Annotated in this window: 16 protein-coding genes; 9 read left to right on the forward strand and 7 right to left on the reverse strand. The window is 46.2% G+C overall.

The features are described 5' to 3' along the window. Positions 1-166: 166 nt before the first annotated feature. Entirely contained in the window at positions 167-3,790 is a 3,624-nt protein-coding gene (gene recB, locus LNL84_RS13190; protein WP_244358034.1) for an exodeoxyribonuclease V subunit beta, read from the forward strand. Then, entirely contained in the window at positions 3,790-5,925 is a 2,136-nt protein-coding gene (gene recD / locus LNL84_RS13195) for an exodeoxyribonuclease V subunit alpha (protein ID WP_244358035.1), read from the forward strand. The genes recB and recD overlap by 1 nt, the downstream gene beginning before the upstream one ends. Positions 5,926-5,961: 36 nt before the next feature. Here the strand turns inward: recD and LNL84_RS13200 are convergent, their stop codons facing one another. Then, positions 5,962-6,141: a hypothetical protein gene (locus LNL84_RS13200; protein ID WP_244358036.1), complete on the reverse strand. Its 180-nt coding sequence runs from the start codon at positions 6,139-6,141 to the stop codon at positions 5,962-5,964. Between the two features lie 199 nt (positions 6,142-6,340). Continuing rightward, a complete protein-coding gene (gene argA / locus LNL84_RS13205; RefSeq protein WP_244358037.1) occupies positions 6,341-7,681 on the reverse strand; it encodes an amino-acid N-acetyltransferase in 1,341 nt (446 codons plus the stop codon). Between the two features lie 164 nt (positions 7,682-7,845). Here argA and LNL84_RS13210 point away from each other — a divergent pair, with 164 nt between their 5' ends. The 4 genes from LNL84_RS13210 to csdE all read left to right on the forward strand — a co-directional run bounded on the left by LNL84_RS13210 (position 7,846) and on the right by csdE (position 10,852). Further along, positions 7,846-8,286, forward strand: coding sequence for a DUF2850 domain-containing protein (locus LNL84_RS13210; protein ID WP_244358038.1), 441 nt, complete (start codon positions 7,846-7,848; stop codon positions 8,284-8,286). Between the two features lie 69 nt (positions 8,287-8,355). Continuing rightward, entirely contained in the window at positions 8,356-9,513 is a 1,158-nt protein-coding gene (gene mltA, locus LNL84_RS13215) for a murein transglycosylase A (protein WP_244358039.1), read from the forward strand. An 83-nt stretch (positions 9,514-9,596) separates the two neighbouring features. Continuing rightward, the gene (tcdA, locus tag LNL84_RS13220) at positions 9,597-10,409 is read left to right on the forward strand and encodes a tRNA cyclic N6-threonylcarbamoyladenosine(37) synthase TcdA (RefSeq protein WP_244358040.1); all 813 of its coding nucleotides are present in this window, start codon (positions 9,597-9,599) and stop codon (positions 10,407-10,409) included. Positions 10,410-10,417: 8 nt separating this feature from the next. After that, entirely contained in the window at positions 10,418-10,852 is a 435-nt protein-coding gene (gene csdE, locus LNL84_RS13225; RefSeq protein WP_244358041.1) for a cysteine desulfurase sulfur acceptor subunit CsdE, read from the forward strand. A gap of 89 nt (positions 10,853-10,941) precedes the next feature. On the opposite strand, the gene csdA is transcribed toward csdE, so the two are convergent. From csdA to LNL84_RS13245, 4 genes are all read right to left on the reverse strand, one after another. Continuing rightward, a complete protein-coding gene (csdA, locus tag LNL84_RS13230; protein ID WP_244358042.1) occupies positions 10,942-12,141 on the reverse strand; it encodes a cysteine desulfurase CsdA in 1,200 nt (399 codons plus the stop codon). Then, positions 12,134-12,739, reverse strand: a complete 606-nt coding sequence (locus LNL84_RS13235; protein ID WP_244358043.1) for a DJ-1 family glyoxalase III — start codon at positions 12,737-12,739, stop codon at positions 12,134-12,136. The genes csdA and LNL84_RS13235 overlap by 8 nt, the downstream gene beginning before the upstream one ends. Continuing rightward, on the reverse strand, positions 12,732-13,625 hold the full coding sequence (gene panE / locus LNL84_RS13240; protein WP_244358044.1) for a 2-dehydropantoate 2-reductase: 894 nt from the start codon (positions 13,623-13,625) through the stop codon (positions 12,732-12,734). Before panE ends, LNL84_RS13235 begins: the two co-directional genes overlap by 8 nt. A gap of 105 nt (positions 13,626-13,730) precedes the next feature. After that, complete coding sequence (locus LNL84_RS13245; protein ID WP_244358045.1) at positions 13,731-14,513, reverse strand: outer membrane protein OmpK; 783 nt, start codon at positions 14,511-14,513, stop codon at positions 13,731-13,733. Between the two features lie 324 nt (positions 14,514-14,837). Between LNL84_RS13245 and LNL84_RS13250 the strand changes: the two genes are divergently transcribed. From LNL84_RS13250 to LNL84_RS13260, 3 genes are all read left to right on the forward strand, one after another. Further along, complete coding sequence (locus LNL84_RS13250) at positions 14,838-15,437, forward strand: LON peptidase substrate-binding domain-containing protein (protein ID WP_244358046.1); 600 nt, start codon at positions 14,838-14,840, stop codon at positions 15,435-15,437. 111 nt (positions 15,438-15,548) lie between these two features. Next, positions 15,549-16,130 (forward strand): sigma-70 family RNA polymerase sigma factor, encoded by a 582-nt coding sequence (locus tag LNL84_RS13255; protein WP_244358047.1) that lies wholly within the window; start codon positions 15,549-15,551, stop codon positions 16,128-16,130. Further along, positions 16,127-16,801, forward strand: a complete 675-nt coding sequence (locus tag LNL84_RS13260) for a ChrR family anti-sigma-E factor (protein WP_244358048.1) — start codon at positions 16,127-16,129, stop codon at positions 16,799-16,801. Before LNL84_RS13255 ends, LNL84_RS13260 begins: the two co-directional genes overlap by 4 nt. A 92-nt stretch (positions 16,802-16,893) precedes the next feature. Here LNL84_RS13260 and LNL84_RS13265 read toward each other — a convergent pair whose 3' ends face one another. Continuing rightward, positions 16,894-18,279, reverse strand: coding sequence for an AmpG family muropeptide MFS transporter (locus LNL84_RS13265; RefSeq protein WP_244358098.1), 1,386 nt, complete (start codon positions 18,277-18,279; stop codon positions 16,894-16,896). Positions 18,280-18,288: the final 9 nt, after the last annotated feature.

Below are 18,288 nucleotides of genomic sequence, written 5' to 3' on the forward strand. Positions count from 1 at the left end.
CTGTACGGCCACAGGGTCAGAGGGACCACAAATTCTATGCGCGGATAGTAAAGAACCAATGACTTTGAGTCCGTGAAATAGATCCCATTCCATAGCGAAGAATTAAATAAATATCCAATAATGTTCTGTTTTAGATCTTGGTTCACAACGATAGAGTTTTTTCTTTATGTCAAAGAGTTACATTAATCCCCCCGTTTCATTGAACGCGCTCTCTTTCCCTCTTCACGGGGCAAGGTTGATTGAAGCATCGGCAGGTACGGGGAAAACATTTACCATTGCGGGTTTGTATTTAAGATTATTGTTAGGTCATGGCGATGAGGGCTCTCGTCACCATCAACCTTTGACAGTGGATCAAATTCTGGTGGTGACGTTTACAGAAGCAGCAACGGCTGAGTTGCGTGATCGTATTCGTGCACGTATTCACCAAGCCCGCATTGCGTTTGCCAGAGGGAGCAGTGATGATCCCATCATAGCGCCTTTGCTCGAGCAAATTATCGATCGCCGTTTTGCTGTCAATACCTTGCTTCAAGCAGAGCGCCAAATGGATGAAGCCGCGGTTTACACCATTCATGGTTTTTGTCAAAGAACCCTTACTCAAAACGCGTTTGAATCGGGATCTCGATTTAACAACGAGTTCATCACCGATGAGACTCGTTTAAAGGCTCAAGTGGTCGCAGATTTCTGGCGTAGTCATTTTTACCCACTGTCCATGGAATTGACCAGTGAGGTTCGTAAGCTATGGTCCACACCGTCAGCCCTACTAGCCGATATAGGTCGTTATTTAACGGGGCCAGAGGTTGACCTACAAGGGACTGGTCAAGCGCAAGACTTGCATCAGCTTCACCAAGATAACTTAAAGGCTATTCAAGACATTAAGCGTACCTGGCTCGAAGCAACGAAAGATATTCTGGGCTGCATTAGCGATTCGGGGGTAAATAAACGCAGCTACACCAAAAAGTCACTGCCTACATGGATTGACAATGTTACTCGTTGGGCTGAGCAGGAGACTCTTGATTATTATTACCCAGATGTGATTGAAAGGTTTTCTCAGGCCGTTTTGATAGACAAAACACCGAAAGGAGAGCCACCTGTTCACTCGGTATTTTCTGCAATCGAAAAGTTTCTCGCCGAGCCACCAGAGCTAAAAACACCGCTATTGGCGATCGCCATAGGGCACTGCCGTCAGGCACTTTCACAAGCAAAACAAAGAAAGCAGTGGTTGTCATTTGATGATCTACTAACGCAACTTTCGGCGTCGTTGTCGTTGGACAATGGTGATTTATTGGCTGAGAAGATACGCAGTCAGTATCCAGTTGCGATGATTGATGAATTTCAAGACACCGACCCACTTCAATATCAGATATTCAGCGATGTTTACCTCAAGCACCCTGAGTGCGGCTGGTTTATGATTGGCGATCCTAAGCAGGCCATCTACGGCTTCCGAGGCGCAGATATCTTTACCTATATCAGAGCAAGAAATCAGGTCACGGATCACTATACTCTGGCCACTAACTGGCGTTCGAGTGAGTCAATGGTCAATTGCGTCAATCAACTCTTTTCACAGGCCTCATCTCCTTTTATTTATGACCAAGATATTCCTTTTGTGCCCGTGTCCGCAAGCCCTGTCGCCTCTAACCGACACTGGACATTAGAAGATAATCCGCAACCAGCCCTTCAGTTTTGGTTACAAGATGCGGATAAACCTGTGTCGAAGGGCGACTATCAGGACACGATGGCAATAGCCACTGCGCAACATATCATGCAAGTGCTGAGCAAAGCTCAACAGGGACAAGCACGACTTATCAATGACCAGAAAACCAGCCCTATTAAGGCAGGAGATATTGCTGTTTTGGTGCGTACGGGAGCGGAAGGTCAGTTGATCAAACAGGCACTGGCCGACAAAGGTATTGCCAGCGTGTATCTCTCTAATCGTGATAGTGTTTTTTCTAGTACCGTCGCCATGGATATGCTGCGACTGCTGCAAGGTGTGTGGTATCAGGAAGACGAACGACTACTTAAAGCCGTATTGGCCTCAGAGCTATTTTCTCTGTCAGCGGACATACTCGATAGCCTTAACAATGATGAAAACCTATGGGAGCAGATCGTGGCGGAATTTACCGGCTACCGTCTATTGTGGCAAAGCCGCGGCGTGTTGCCCATGTTACGCTCAGTACTTTTCACGCGTGATATCGCGAGTCGTTTATTGTCGCAATCGGGTGGAGAGCGATTACTCACCGATTTTCTGCATTTAGGCGAATTGTTGCAAGCTCAAAGGCAGGATCTAGAAAGCGAAAGTGCGTTAATGCGCTGGTTTGGTCAGGCTATTGAGGATGCCGAACAGGGCATCAGTGCGGCCGAAGAGCATATCCAGCGCCTTGAGTCAGAGAAGAATTTGGTGCAAATTATCACCATCCACAAGTCTAAAGGGTTGGAGTATGATCTGGTTTACCTACCATTTGTATTGAGTTATCGAGAAGCCAGCGAAGCCAAGTATTACGATGAAATGTTGCAGAAGTCGACCCTGGATCTTCGTCAGTCACGCGAGGCATTGGCACAAGCCGATAAAGAGCGCCTTGCTGAGGATTTGCGCTTAATCTATGTGGCGATTACACGTGCCGTGTACGGCTGCTTTGTCGGTGTAGCACCAATACGCAACGGCCGTTCGAGCAAAGAGCCCACCGGGGTTCATAGAAGTGCCATGGGGTACCTGCTTCAAAATGCTCTCGAGGGAGGAGTGGCAGAGCTGCAATCAGCGTTAACTAAGCTGCAAGGCTATCATCAGGCGATCGAGATTTGCCAACCTCCAGTGGGCGACTCAGAGCAATATATTGACAATCAGAGCAGTACTGAAGAGTTAACAGCACAATCGCTTAGTTGTGACATTGATAGTGATTGGAGAATTACCAGTTACTCAGGCATTGTTAAACAAGGTCATCACCATCACGACAATGAAGTGCTCATTGAAGCTTCAGGGTTGGACATTGATTCGATAGATGAGCAGTCCGATGATGAAGTGGTTGAGCCTGAGGTGAATATTTATCACTTTCCTAAAGGCGCACAACCCGGGACTTTCTTACACACGATTTTTGAGGAGGTTGAGTTTACCCTGTCTTCCTATTCAGAAGCCAACCAGTCCATAATCGCACACCTGCTTGAAAAGGAACAATACCCAGATCACTGGTTGCCCGTAATTCAGGATATGGTTGATCGTGTTTTAGACAAGCCGCTGGATGGCCAGTCGATGACCTTGAGAAGTAAAGGTAAAGATCAGCGCTTAGTCGAGATGGAATTTTTACTGCCAATTGAGGTGCTCGATGCCATCTCATTAAATAGCGTCATTCAAAAGTTTGATGAGCTGTCAGTAAGGGCATCTTCTCTAGGTTTTAAAACCGTGCGTGGCATGTTGAAAGGTTTCATTGACCTGGTCTTTGAACACGAGGGGAAATATTATGTTCTTGATTGGAAATCCAATCACTTAGGGGATGATCCCAGTCACTATCAACAATTTCAACTAGAGCAGGCAATGATTGATCATCGTTACGATCTGCAATATCAAATTTACGCCTTGGCGCTGCATCGTTTCTTAAAATCACGGGTTGCGAATTATAGCTACAAACAACATTTCGGTGGCGTGTACTATCTTTTCCTCCGCGGTATTGATGGTGTGGGTGATACGGGGATTTTCCACGCAAAGCCTAAGAAAGAGCTGCTGAACGAGTTGGATAATTTGATTTCGGGGAAAAAAATTCAGACAGCAGCAGCAAATGAACAGTTAGGAATGGACTTTTAATGTTAAACCAATCACCAGATTATCCATCTATTCTCGCGCTACTTTTTGAGAAAAAGGCTATTCGTCCGCTCGACTGGCAGTTTGCAAAATTTATTGGCGCAATTGAGCGCCATTGCACTGATGAGGTGATGTTTCTTGCCGCTTTGCTCAGTCAGCAGCTAGGGCAGGGGCATATCTGTTTGCCGTTGATATTTTCATCGCAACTAACAGCGAGCGCGCAGCTTAATGTTTATGGCGAATTGGCCCAATTGATTGATGAGCGCGTCGCGAAGACTGATTGGCAGAGCGTCGTTCAGCTTTCAAGCACCATTGCTATTGATGATGTGGGGGATGGGGCTTCACCGTTAGTTTGGCAGTCAGGACGACTCTACTTGCAACGCTATTTTGATTACGAGCAGCGTATTGGTCAGCGTTTGTATAACTTGGCGATGCCGATCACTATGTCGCCATCACAAGTTGAAAAAATGGCAAGCTTACTGGATCGACTCTTTTCCCGAGAGTACGGCTACTTGTTTGAACGTTTAGCGCAAGAAAGTGCCTTGGGCTCGACACAAGTAAAGCGTCAGCAAGTGGTGTGTGACTATCTCGATATTACGACCCCGAATGTTATCAACTGGGAACGTGTTGAAGACGTGATTGCTCAGGCCAAGACATCACAACACCTTGAGAAGCTTTCTGAGATCATCCCCCTTACCGCTTGCCTTAACTGGCAAAAAGTTGCGGCAGCGGTTGCCTTAACAAGGCGTTTTGCCGTGATCTCTGGAGGGCCGGGTACAGGAAAAACCACCACGGTGACAAAATTGCTTGCGGCTCTGGTAGAGCAAGGTAACGAACAGCAGCAGAGCCTGTCGATTAAGTTGGTGGCACCAACCGGAAAAGCCGCTGCACGATTAACAGAATCGATAGGTAAAGCGTTAAATCAGTTGGCCATTGATCCAGAAGTCAAAGCGCAGATCCCAACGGAGTCGAGTACACTGCACCGCTTGCTGGGAGCAATCCCGAATCAGGCCGAATACCGTCATAACAGCAAAAACCCGCTTCACTTAGATGTGTTAGTGCTCGATGAAGCGTCTATGGTGGACTTGTCCATGATGTACAAATTGCTGCAAGCTCTTCCGAAACATGCAAGGCTGATCCTGCTAGGGGATAAAGATCAGTTGGCGTCGGTTGAAGCCGGAGCAGTACTGGCGGATATCTGTGCATTTACCGAGCACGGCTACAGTAGTGAGCAAAATGATGCGATCAGGCGTCTGACTCAGTTTGATTGCTCGTTGGAGTCCAGACTAGGTGGTTCGGCAATCGGTGACAGCTTATGTGTGTTGCAAAAAAGCTATCGATTTGACGCCCGATCAGGAATAGGCCAACTGGCGAAGAGCGTGAACAATGGCGATGTGCCAGGCTTTCGCCGAGTTTGGGAGCAGGGATTTAACGATATTGAGTGGCAACCGCTTAGTGCCGATGCGTATCAAAAGTTGATCGCTAGGATGGCGTCGGTATATCGTCCCTATATCAGTGCGATTGCCGAAGAACCTGAGATTAACTTGCGTGGGGAGCCACTGCTTAATTGGCAGCATCAACACGCTCTGGCCGCTCTTAACCTTTTTGCGAAGAACCGATTGTTGTGCGCAGTACGCGAGGGAGATTTTGGAGTCGTAGGCGTGAATCAACGTATTGAAGGGCGTTTAAAGCAACGTGGCATTATCGTTAACAAGGACGATACATGGTATCAGGGACGCCCAATTATGGTGACAAAAAACGATCACGGACTTGGGCTTTTTAATGGGGATATTGGTCTTTGTATGTGGGATCACTCGAGTGAGGTACCTAGGCTTAAAGTTTTTTTTGAGTTACCTGACGGTTCAATCAAATCGGTACTGCCAAGTCGCGTGCCTGAACACGAGACGGCTTATGCCATGACCATTCATAAATCGCAGGGAAGTGAATTTGAACACACCTTCTTGTTGTTGCCCGCGGACTACTCGCCAATTTTAACCAAAGAGTTGATATATACCGGGATAACTAGGGCCAAGCATCAGTTGTCGCTTATTGCGGATGCGAGCGTATTGGCTAAGGGGATCCGTCAGGTGACGGTAAGGCACAGTGGCTTAATAGATAAGTTGGCAGGAAAAGGGTAGAACGACACCGTCCTTGGTGAGCTTGGCAGATGGTGGTTAGTCAAAAGCCTCGGTAAAAGTGATGGTATTGATTTGGTACTGTTCTTGATAAAGGAGTATCAGTGAGCGGATTGGTTCACTTGCAGGAAACACGCAGTGAACGTTCAGTCCGCGGAGAAAATGGTTTTCTGCCATATCCCAGAAACTCTGGGTGGAATTACAAATGATGGTGCGCATAGACATTGCTCTTAATTACTTAACACGTGGTGTTTGTAGCAATCCGTGCACGCTCAGTTCACCAAAAATCGCATGAATACTGAGAGTCCTGTCGCAAATACTGCTTGCGTTTGTTGGAATTTTAACCAAGTTGACCCGCGAATGAAAGGAGCAAATGCAAATAATTTCATTCAATCATTTGCATTTGCATTTGCAGCGTCTAATAGACTTTTAGCGACAAAATCTTTGATTTCCTTTGATAATTATAGAGATCTTGCTTTGCCATAGGTAAGGATTCAACCCCAATTTCATGGAAGCCTTGCTCTCGGAACCAGTGCAGACTGTGAGTCGTAAGTACAAAGATTTGTTCGATCTTTTTCGCTTTTGATTGATGCTTCATGTGGTTGAGCAGCACTGCGCCGCGATTGCCATCTCGGTAGTCCCGGTGAATCGCCACGCAGGCCATTTCTGCCATTTGTTCATCAGGGTAGGGGTAGAGTGCCGCGCAACCGATGACCAAACCATCTTTCTCGATCAATGTGAATTGATGGATTTCTTGTTCAAGTTGCTCTCGTGAACGTCGAACCAAAATTCCTTGTTCTTCCAAAGGTCGAATAAGATCAAATATGCCGCCGATATCGTCTATGTTAGCTTGTCTGACTTGTTCTGCACTTGCCATAACCATTTGAGTTCCAATGCCATCAAACGAGAACAGTTCTTGAATTAGTGCACCATCAAGCTTGTAACTAATTAGATGACAGCGGGGCACACCTGCACGACAAGCCATTTTGGCTCCGTGTAGAAAGCGCAAAATGCCATTATCTGGGCTGTTGTCCTTGTCTTGTTGCTTTTCCAATCGAGCAGAGATATCGTCGGCTTCGCTTGGGAACAACTCGGCAATGGCGTTGCCCTCTCGATCAAGCACCCCTTGCTCAGAACAAAACCCAATTAGCTTCTCGGCTTTTAGTTTGATGGCAACTTGAGTCGCGACATCTTCTGATAGTAAGTTGAACGATTCGCCAGTCACAGAGCCAGCAACGGGCCCGAGGAGCACAATCGAGCCTTGCTCTAATACTCGGTTAATACCTTGGGTATCAATGCGCCTGACTTTACCACTATGACAATAGTCCACCCCATCATCGACACCGAGTGGTTGGGCAATGACAAAGTTGCCGCTCACAACGTTAAGTTGTGTGCCAGCCATAGGCGTATTGTTTAGGCTCATCGACAACTTAGCTGTAATGGCAAGTTGCAGCTGCCCCGTTGCTTGCATGACATAGTTTAAGCATTGCTCGTCGGTTACACGAGTCTGTTTGTGGTAAGGCGCATGGTAGTTATTGCTTTGCAGTATTTGGTTTATTTGTGGCCTGGCACCATGCACGAGAACCAGTTTTACACCCAAACTATGCAATAAAGCGATATCGCTGATGATGTTAGCAAAGTTTTTATCCGCGACGGCCTCACCGCTCAACGTGATGACCATTGTCTTACCACGATGGGCATTAACGTAAGGGGTAGATTGTCGAAACCCTTCGACCAGTGCGGTGCTGCGTATTTTCACTCAGATAACTCCTTTATATTTATGCTTAAATAATGACTTTTTATTCAGATAAGTGCAAGTGTAAATTTTTGGAAGCAAGCGCAAATAAATACGAGACTAGATTCCTAATTATTTCAGATAAACGTAAAGTGATAGGTTCTTAAGAAAGGTGTCTAAGGTGTGGTATGGGATCAAATACCGATGGTATTGCTAACGAAGTGATTGTAGAAGACGCGCTTCGCCCGAATAAATGGTTAGAGCGCTCATTATTACTACTGGCTTTAATCGGAACCGTTGCGGTTGCCAGCTTATACAGTGACCTTTACCAGCGATTTAAAGAATACAACAATCCGAAGTCGATGGTATTCGGTACGTGGACAGAGCAAGGCGCTGCTCCCTTTAGCACTGATGCCTTTACTTTGAGCCCATTAGGCGTGTTAGTGAACAGCCGCATTGTCGCAACCGATTTTGCCTGGGATGGCAATGAGCTGAGTTATCAGCAAGGCGGAGTCGAGCATCGCTATCAGATCATCAATGAGACAAAGACTGAAATGCGCAAGGTTTCACCAACCTATTACAGCCCTTTGTTTGTATTGTCAGGAAAACACAAAAAAAACCTACGTTAATTACGCTAATCATTGAGATTTCCTTTGGAGTTTGCCATTCTGAATGCATCAACTCTGAGGGATAACAACTTGATAAAACGACTTTTACCGTTAGCATCTGTACTCATTATTTTTGGATGTGCTCAACCTACCGAGCGAGCACAGCAATATAAGGATGGCGAATTAACCGCCCTTCTCAATCAAACCACGCAGATTGAGTCAAACCAGCCTCGCAATTTTACTACTTTTGCACGTCAAGCTGAGCAAGTGACCAACAATTCACCCTCTATGGCTGAGACTTATACGCCTCTTTATGAGCAGCTTAAAGTATGGGCTGAGCAAAGTGGTGACCCTAAACAGTTAGCACAATACGGCGTTCAGTCAGCCCAAATGGGCGGAGGTGACAATAAGGGGAATGTCCTGTTTACGGGTTATTTTTCGCCGGTGATGGAGCTAAGACATCAACCTGACGCAACGTTCAAATATCCTGTTTATGGGTTACCTGAGTGCGATGAAGAGTGTCCGACACGAGCGGAAATTTACGCAGGAGCCCTCAACGGCCAAGGTTTAGAGCTCGGTTATGCAGAAAACCTCATTGATCCTTTTATCATGGAAATTCAAGGTAGTGGCTTTGTGCATTTTGAAGATGATGACACGTTAGAGTATTTCGCTTATGCCGGGAAAAATAACAAAGCCTATGTCAGCATTGGCCGTGTTTTGATAGAGCAGGGGCAGATCCCTAAAGAGAAAATGTCGTTAAAGGCGATTAAAGACTGGGTTGAAACACAAGATGATGCAACCGTTCAAGCGCTTTTAGAAGAAAACACGTCTTTTGTTTTTTTCCAGCCACGCTCAGCGGCTCCGGTAACAGGAACTGCTGGGATCCCGTTATTACCAATGGCCTCGGTAGCGGGTGATCGCACTGCATTTCCAATGGGTACCCCAATTTTAGCTGAAGTCCCTTTGCTAAACGCCGATGGTAGTTGGAGTGGTGCACACGAATTGCGTTTGCTGATTGTTCTCGATACTGGTGGTGCGGTAAAAGGTAATCACTTCGATTTGTATCATGGAATGGGCGACTATGCCGGAACACAAGCTGGGCATTACCGTCACTTTGGTCGAGTCTGGAAGCTCGGGCTAGAAAACTCACCCACGCAAACCCCTTGGGCGATGCCACCCGAAGAGACAGAAGATGCGCCAACAGAAACACCTGAAGCGCCAACAGAAACACCAACGCAAACAGAGTAACAGGCGGTGTAGAAGTTGATTTTTTAATAAAGAGTGCGTATAAATCGCACTCTTTATTTTTTTACGCTTGCTGGGTATTCGTAATGCGCGAACTTAATGATTCTGCTTCTGACAGCTACAACCAACGTTTTGGTGGCACCCGTCGACTTTACGGGAACTCCGAAGTGGAGATATTACGTGCCGCTCATGTGTGTGTTATTGGTATTGGTGGTGTGGGCTCTTGGGCAGTAGAGGCTTTAGCAAGAACCGGTATTGGTGAGTTGACATTGATCGACATGGACGATGTTTGTGTCACCAACATCAATCGTCAAATTCATGCGATGTCGGGAACTATTGGTCAAAGCAAAATCGAGATGATGGAGCAACGAGTTAAACTTATTAATCCAGAGTGTAAAGTTAACTTGATTGACGATTTTATCAGTGCAGAAAACCTATCCGAATACATTTCGAAAGACTTTGATTATGTGTTGGACGCGATTGATAGTATGAAGCCAAAGGCTGCGCTTCTAGCTTATTGCAAAAGCAATAAAATCAAAGTGATTACTACAGGTGGGGCTGGTGGGCAGGTTGATCCTACTCAAATAAAAGTGGCTGACCTGACTAAGACCATACAAGATCCGCTGGCCAAAAAGCTAAAAGATACTCTGCGTCGTCACCATAATTTCACAAAGAACCCCGCTCGAAAATTTGGCATTGATTGTGTCTTTTCGACAGAGCAGCTTAAGTACCCGCAAGCTGACGGCAGTGTTTGTGGCGTGAAGTCGACAGCTGAAGGCCCAAAGCGCATGGATTGTGCCACAGGCTTTGGCGCAGCAACGGTCGTGACGGCAACTTTTGGTTTTGTTGCTGTGTCGCGCATTGTTGAAAAACTCATCCAAAAATACGCAAGCAAGTAGAGGCTATCATGTCTGGTATTATCAACAACCCATTTGGTAGCGAGATCACAGCGCAAGATATCGTCGCCGCCATGACGGGCCTTAAAGGCTGGGAGGACCGCTATCGCCAAGTGATTCAGTGGGGCAAAAAGCTTCCTGTACTTGATGATAAGCTAAAACAAGACCAACTACTTGTTGCTGGCTGTGAAAGTTCGGTTTGGTTAGCTTTGCAACAGGTTGAAGGTCGTTGGCATATTCAGGCTGACTCGGACGCCAGAATTGTACGCGGCTTAATTGCAATTGTGTTGGCCGCCTTTAACGGAAAAACGTCTGCTCAGATTAAAGAGTTTGATTTAGAGAGTTATTTTGAACAGCTGAACCTGATCCAGCACTTAAGCCCTTCACGGGGTAACGGATTAAAAGCGATTGTTGAAGTGATTTTAAGTCAGGCCAATCAGCAATAGTCTTCGAAAAGAAAATAGGATTCGATCGCGGGTTATGGCAAACCGAATCCTGCCTCATTAGATCCCTGTTATCCCTACCCAGAACAAAATCATAGTATATCGACCGCTTTGCTAACGGCTTTTATGAATGCTTCGACGTCTTCTTTGGTGTTATAGATCGCAAAGGATGCACGCACAGTGCCCTTAAGACCTAACGCATCCATCAAAGGGTGTGCACAGTGATGTCCGGCCCTCACGGCGATGTTTTGCTGATCGAGTAAGGTGGCAATATCTTGATGGTGAACACCATCCATTACAAAGGTAATGACACTGGCGCCGGGTTGAAAGCCAATAATGCGAATATCGTCTAGCTCACTCAGCCCTTGATAAGCGTATTGCTGCAGTGCAGACACATGCTTTTCTAACATGTCGTGATCGTACTGTGATAACCAGTCGATAGCACAAGCGAGTGCCAACACCCCAGCCACATTGGGAGTGCCTGCTTCGAACTTCCCTGGAAGCGCGCTAAAAGTCGTTCCTTCAAAAGACACTTTTTCAACCATCTTGCCGCCACCATGCCAAGGGGGCATGACCTCTAGGAGGTGCAACTTGCCATACAGCACACCAATACCTGCAGGGGCGTACAGCTTATGGCCAGAGAAAACATAAAAGTCCGCATCCAATGACTGTACATCGGTAGGTTGATGAACGATACCTTGTGCACCATCAACCACGACAATCGCTTCACTGCATGCTCGAGTTAAGGTGATAATCTGCTCTAAAGGTAAAGCGGTCCCTGTGACGTTAGTCACCTGTGCGACGGCCACAATTTTGGTGTTGCGACCGATAAGGGACTTAAAGGCTTCGATGTCAATCTGGCAGTCTTTGGTGATAGGAACTTTAACGACTTTCGCGCCAGTCTGCTCTGCAACGATCTGCCAAGGAACAATATTGGCGTGATGCTCCATTTCGGAGACGAGTATTTCATCACCGGCCTTTAGTGAGCTGCGAGCGTAGGTTTGCGCAATCAGGTTGAGCGCTTCGGTGGCTCCACGTGTCCAGATGATTTCGTTAGGGGACGAGGCGTTGATAAAACGCGCGACAATGCGCCTTGCCTTTTCAAATCTATCTGTGGCCAGTGCTGTTAGCGAGTGACTGCCTCGGTGAACATTGGCGTTTTGATTTTGATAGTATTCACTCACACAATCGATTACCGCTTGAGGCTTTTGTGTTGTGGCAGCGCTATCAAGGTAAATTACATCACCTTTAATCGCGGGGAACTGCGCTCTAATATTGTGTAAATCAGTCATTGGCTTTTCCCATCTTGTGATAGTGGAGGGTCGGGTTTGTTACCATAGGCTCGGCTACTTGCCATGCTTTTTCTTTGCCGCACAAAGCGATAATGATCTCTATTGCAAACTCAAGTGCGGTACCCGGGCCCTGACTGGTAATTAGGTGATGATTTATGTCTACCGTGACTCGTTTTGGGCGCCAATTGTCTGTTGGGATATGAGACTGAAAACTTGGATGGCAGGTCATTAGAGCATTGGGATATAGGTTATGGTGCTGCAAAACAATAGCTGGTGCAGCGCAGATCGCCGCGAGCCATTTGCCTTCATACTTGTGTTGCAAAAGCATCTCGACCAATAAAGTACTGTCACGCAATGTTTCTGCACCAGTAACGCCACCAGGCAGAGCGATGGCATCAAACTCGTCATCAGCCACATCAACCAGCTTGCATTGTGCTGTTAAAATAACCCCTCGCGAAGCCGTTACCGCAAGACTTCCGTCAAAATCAGCACTGGCTACGGTGACATCAAAGCCGGCCCTTACAAAGGTGTCTATCAGGGTCACGGCTTCGATTTCTTCGGTACCTGACGCTATTGGTATCAAAACACGTTTACTCATGGTTACTCCAACTGCTTTCTATGTCTTTTATCGCGCAATAGAGGCGCTGGTTATTGGGAACTTCGATATGATGGTGCTTGGCGATTTTGAGCACATAGCCGGTAATAAACTCAATTTCAGACTTTCTCTGGTGTTCAATGTCTTGCTGCATTGAGGAAAAATTTGCCGCTGTGGCTTTGAGGACAGTCTGAACGGTCTCGGTAAGTGCAGCTAATGGCAGATCAATGCGTTCAGCTTGCATCACTTGATGCACCTCACTAATGATGGCGCTCAGTTCAGTTTCAAAATGAGGTGTGCCCAAATCACCATTTCGACAACGATGTAGAGCGGTAAGCGGGTTAATTGCGCAGTTGATGGCCAGCTTCTGCCAGAGTGCGCTTTGGATGCTGTTGGTCCAGCCACATTCAGCGAAGGCATGGTGCATGACATCAGAAACAAACTGGCATCGTTCGCCTTGCTGATTCCAGGCGCCAATTAAGGTTTGACCTCTGCCCGTGTGCTCAATATGGTGACGATCGCGCTTCAAAGCACCGTGTGTGGATGTCCCTAGCAAGATGGGATGTCCCTGTAATTGCTCGGCGACCAGATCGACACACCCCATGCCATTATGAAGAAAAAGAATTATGGTGTCGTTTGCTAGCGCGTCGAGTAGTGGCGTGATCGCCGTTTCCACTTGCCAAGCCTTGAGGGTGATAATAAGCAGTTCACATTGTTCGAGATGCGATAAGCTACGGTTGACTAAGCTAATTGCGCTCTGATTATCGAGTGAAAACTCATGATATTGGTCGTGGCGTGATCCCCACACCGAGACAGAATGGCCCGCTTGATCAAGATGATAGGCGTATAAAGATCCAATAGCACCGGGGCCCAGAATGACGATATTCACAATAATACTCAGTGACAGGGAAACGAACGTGAAGAATAGCAAATTATTGCCAAGGAATAAAAAAAGGCGCCATTAGGCGCCTTTTCTACAATCCAAAAAATTGGATTAGAAGTTGTACTGTACGCGGTAGATAAGCGCGTCGCCGTAGTGCTGTTTACGACCAGATTCGCCATATACACCAAGCTTATTGTTGAAGTAACGGTATTGGATACCAGTCGCTAGGTGCTTTGTTGGGTGCCAGAATAAGATTGCAGCGCCCTGGACGCTATTTTTGCCACCCTGATTTTGAGCGTAAGCGTCGTTGCGATCAAATTCGATTTCGTTCCAGTTTACGAAAGAGAAGTCTTGACCACCTAAGTTAAACGCGTAACGCGCAGTCCAACCAGCCATGTAGCCGTTGTTGCCGTTAACATTTTGGTTTGGTGAGAAAGAATCCCAAGAAGTGATGTCATGAACACCAACCCATGGCTTGAAGAACCAGTTGTCACCTTGCAACGCAGTGTAACCTAGACCAAGAACGCGGTTAGTTTCGCTTTGGTTTGGGTTGTCGTGGTGGTAAACCTGGCCGTATAAGCTCACACCAGAATCACCAAGATAAACGTGCGCTGTACCTTTCATTGAGTTCTTCTGCTCTGAAGAGCTCTTTTCAACACTTTCACGGTCGTAGAAACCGTAGATCTCACCCCAAGTGAAACCCGCACCGCCTTCAAGACCAAGAACAGCTTGGTTACGGTTGCGACCATCTTTGCCATTTTCAATTGCATTAGGACCGTGATCCCAGCTTTGGTGGTCTAGATATACACCGCCGAAGCCGTATAGATATTCTGCTGATGCTGGAACTGCTGCTACTGCTGCAACAACGCCAAGAGCTAAAAGTGATTTGCGCATAATAGATGACTCTTTAAGTTGTGATGTGTTTGGTCGCAAATCCCTGCGAAACCGTCCAATGGCGAGCATGATATAGATTAATATCGCAATGTAAATGTGCAACAATGCAAACGGTTGCTAAAATGTGTGTTGGTGATCACATTTCATGGAACTCGTCGGGAACTTTCTTGGTTTGTACACAAATCGTTCAAGCACGTATTTCACGTCGTTAACAAATGAGCTTTTTCATTAACCTCTGTCTATGAGTCGTTCACTAGGTTTGAGGTGATCATTTTTTAACATTACCCGTAAAAGCTAGCATGGGTTATTGAGAGAGGTTGCTAGATGAGTATCGTTAATTTGTTTCCTTTGCGTTCGACCATTCTCCCCGAAGGGAGAATGCATTTGCGAATATTTGAACCTCGGTACATAAAAATGGTGTCTAATTGTTTGCAAAACTCTTCAGGTTTTGGGGTCTGTTTAATTGATGACAGCAAAGCACCAGCACCAAGAAATGTATCCCGATACGGAACATTTGTCTCCATCGTTGATTTCGACAGTGACTCCGATAATGCTTTGGTGATCACAGTGTCAGGCGTAAAAAAATTTGCTATCGATTCCGTTGAGGCTAGCGAAGACGGGCTGAGAAATGCGAGTGTTCAATGGATTGATAATTGGCAACATACAGGCTTGCAAGAGCCCAACGTCTATCTATCGGAGTACTTACAGGAAGTCTATTCTCAATTTCCTATGATAGGGGATTTGTACCGCGACCGATTTTTTGATGATGCGACTTGGGTGTGTCAACGTTGGCTCGAAATTCTGCCAGTCGATTGTGATCAGTTCGAGCAACTCGTGTCGCCAGCAGATTGCTCTAAGGCACTTCGGTATTTGGATGAGGCGTTTAAATCGGGAAGTTTAAGACTTACAGAACGTCATAATTAGGCACTTTCAGGATTGTTTATGATCCGTATTAGCTATACTCACGTAGCAAGATATTGAAGCAAAGAGAGCAACGAGAGATCTGTACGTTGCAAATACGAATTGGGAGCTGTTATGACAAGTACTTCAGTAGACAGTAGGACCAAGCAACAGTGGCAAGCTTTAATGGAGCGCGTCAAACAGCGAGACAGAAAAGCGTTCGAGGAGATATTTGTTTACTACTCTCCTCGCTTGAAGCAGTTCACTTTCAAGCACATGGGAAACGAGCAGGTCGCGTTAGAGCTTGTACAAGAAGCCATGTCTGTCGTCTGGCAGAAAGCCCATTTATTTAATGGCGAGAAGAGCTCACTCTCCACTTGGATATACACGGTGGCGAGGAATCTCTGTTTTGATTTGATGCGCAAGCAAAAAGGAAAGGAGTTGCACGTACATTCTGAAGACATTTGGCCGGGAGACTTTTGCCCGCCAGACTTTGTAGAACATTATTCACCAGAGTTAGACAGGTTGAAACTGCAAGTTGTGAAATTTTTAGATACGTTACCTGAACCGCAAAAGCAAGTTGTTCAAGCTGTTTATCTAGATGATATGCCGCAGATGCAAGTCGCTGAGATGCTCAATGTTCCTCTGGGAACGGTAAAGTCTCGTTTACGTTTAGCCGTAGAGAAACTACGACATACCATGGGGGAAGAGCTATGAGAAACTGTCATCCTAATATTGAAACTTTGAATGCCTACGCCATCGGCGAAGTCGATTCTGCTCATGGTCTTGCCGTTTCAACCCACTTAGAGAACTGTTCGCGTTGTCAAAGCCTAGTGGCTGCAAAGGAGAGTGCGCAGGCCCTTGAGCTAGAACACATAGAGGTACCAATGAGTGCACCAATGGACGCTTCATTAAGTGGCATGCTTGACTCAATTTTGGCTCTCGACGCTGATATCCGAATGCCAAATTTGAAGAAGCCAGTATCGATCAGTGTCGATGGTAAAGATTTCACTCTTCCGGCTTCCTTAAGTAAAGTGGTTGAACTGATGGGTGATTGGAAAAGCTACGGCGGTAAGGTGTACACCTCTTCGATTCAACTTGATGAGCAATCAAGAATGAGTCTTCTCTATATCTCAAAGGGTGTGCAAGTGCCTCAGCACACACACAAAGGAAAAGAGTCTACCCTTGTTCTTCACGGCTGTTTTAGTGATGAAAATGGGACCTATGAGAAAGGGGATTTTATAGAGACAGATGATACTGTCCGACATGCACCGCAAACGGCCGCGCATCAAGACTGCTTGTGTTTATCCATCTTGACCGAACCACTGGTCTTTACCAAAGGGGTGGCAAGAGTCTTCAATATGTTTGGTAAGGGCATGTACCCGTAAACGATGTGGTAAGAAAAAAGGAGAGGGCGACCTCTCCTTTTTAGTTTTTTAGTTTTTTAGTGTGTAAGGATAAAATTCGAAAATATGAGCTATCAACTGGACGCAGTATCGCTTAATTCCGCTTTGTTTGCTTCGTGCTCTTCATGGTCACGTTTACGAGCTTTGTCAAGTAGTTCTGCAAAGTAGTGCCTTAGAGAATACAGCATCAGCAGACTTGGAATGACCATCAGAGAGGTTATTACAAAGAATAAAGACCAATCGTTTAGATAATCCACCAGTTCACCACTGAAGGAAGCGAGTGTTGTTCGGCCAAAGTTACCGAGCGAGGCTAATAATGCATATTGAGTTGCTGAGAAGGCTTGTCCAGTCAGGACCGTCAAAAAGGAAACAAAAGCCACAGTTGAAAACGCAGTCGTGAAGTTATCAACAATGATCGTCGCTAAAAAAAGTGTTTCACTAGGCCCAGCTTTGGCTATCCAGGCAAACATCAGGTTACTTGCACTCATAGCAATACCGCCAATCATCAACCCCCTGACAATACCAAACTTAACGTTGAACATACTGCCCAATAAGGTAAAGGCGATAGTTGCTCCCCAACCAATAAGCTTAGAGTAGTGACCAATTTGCTCATTACTAAAGCCGATTTCCTTATAAAATGGAATAGACATTCGTCCTAGGAATGCTTCACCGATCTTAAAGAGGAAAACAAACAGCAGAAGCGTAATTGCTACTTGTACACCGTTTCGTTTAAAGAAATCTAAGAAAGGCTCTACCACAGTAACGGTAAACCAACTAATAATAGGATTGCCGACCACTTTCTCGTGTCGTGCTTCTGCTTGGCTTTGCAGTTTTTCCCGAAGGGTTTTTGGCTCACCAACCAGCAAGGTGAATAGCATCAAGATAGCGGTGATGGCCGCCATACCATAGTACACACCATTCCAACCAATCACATCCGCGTTGACAAAGGCGAGGTAGCCTGGCAGTGAGTAACCTGTCCACCATCCAATGACAGCCATTGCCGAGGCCTGAGGCAGCTTGTTAGACGCAGATTTTGGAAACGTATCGATACGAAATGCGTCAATGGCGATATCTTGCGTCGCCGATGCGATGGCAATACCTAGAGCTACCATCGAAGTAAACATAAGATCGTTTGCAGGGTTGACACCAGCGATAAAGAGTGTGCAAATCAGGATTAAAGTCTGGCAGAGGAAGACCCAACTTCTTCGCTGCCCTAGTGCTGAATGAAGGATCGGCAGTTTGACGCGATCGACCAAGGGAGCCCATAGAAAGTTAATGGCATAAACGGCAAATATTGAACCGAAATATCCGATTGCAGCTCGAGTTAAGCCGGCGTCCTTAAGCCAACCAGACATGTTTGAACCGATAAGCACCCAAGGGAAGCCACTAGAGCAACCGAGCATAAATACCCAGAGTAAGCGCTTATCCCAATAGCTTTTTATAGTCTCTTGCCAAGTCATTTGCTGTTC

Origin of the sequence: Vibrio gelatinilyticus, assembly GCF_022836845.1 — a bacterium.
Lineage (GTDB): Bacteria > Pseudomonadota > Gammaproteobacteria > Enterobacterales > Vibrionaceae > Vibrio > Vibrio gelatinilyticus.